A 491-nucleotide genomic window follows, 5' to 3' on the forward strand; every position below is an offset into this window, starting at 1 on the left:
GAGCGCGATCTGATTCCGCTGTTTCAGCGGCTGGATCTCTTTTTGCTGCCTGGAGACGGGGAGCTCGCCGAACTGGCGGCAGCCGGCGAACAAGCCCGGCTGTTTCCGCTGCTGGAGAAGGAATGTCCCAACCTGCGGCAGCGCCTGGCCGATGACCAGCTGACGGTCAGCTTTTTGCCGGAAAAAGGCGACAACTTCTTCCTTTTGACAGCGGCTGACCAGTACCGCTTCTACTGGGGGCAGGGGGCAACCTACTGCCTGAGCAGCGGGAAGAAGAGCGGCGACGACTGGGCCATGATCCAGGAATTGGTCAAGCAGCTGACCCAAGGGGGGCGGGAATTTCTGACCCGGCAGATTTACCAGGGCTGGCTGGAGCAAGACGAAGGCGCCCGTAGCCGCTACCTGCTGGCCGCCAGCGGCCTGGCCGACCGGATCGTGCAGACGCCGCTGAAGAACTTCAGGGAAGCAACGCGCCTGGGCCAGGTGCGCCA

Annotated in this window: 1 pseudogene; it reads left to right on the forward strand. The window is 63.3% G+C overall.

The window, feature by feature from the left end:
* A pseudogene (locus tag lacNas_RS10690) lies at positions 1 to 491 on the forward strand (hypothetical protein); the annotation flags it as partial.

This window comes from Lactobacillus nasalidis (assembly GCF_016587775.1).
Taxonomy (GTDB): Bacteria; Bacillota; Bacilli; order Lactobacillales; family Lactobacillaceae; genus Lactobacillus; species Lactobacillus nasalidis.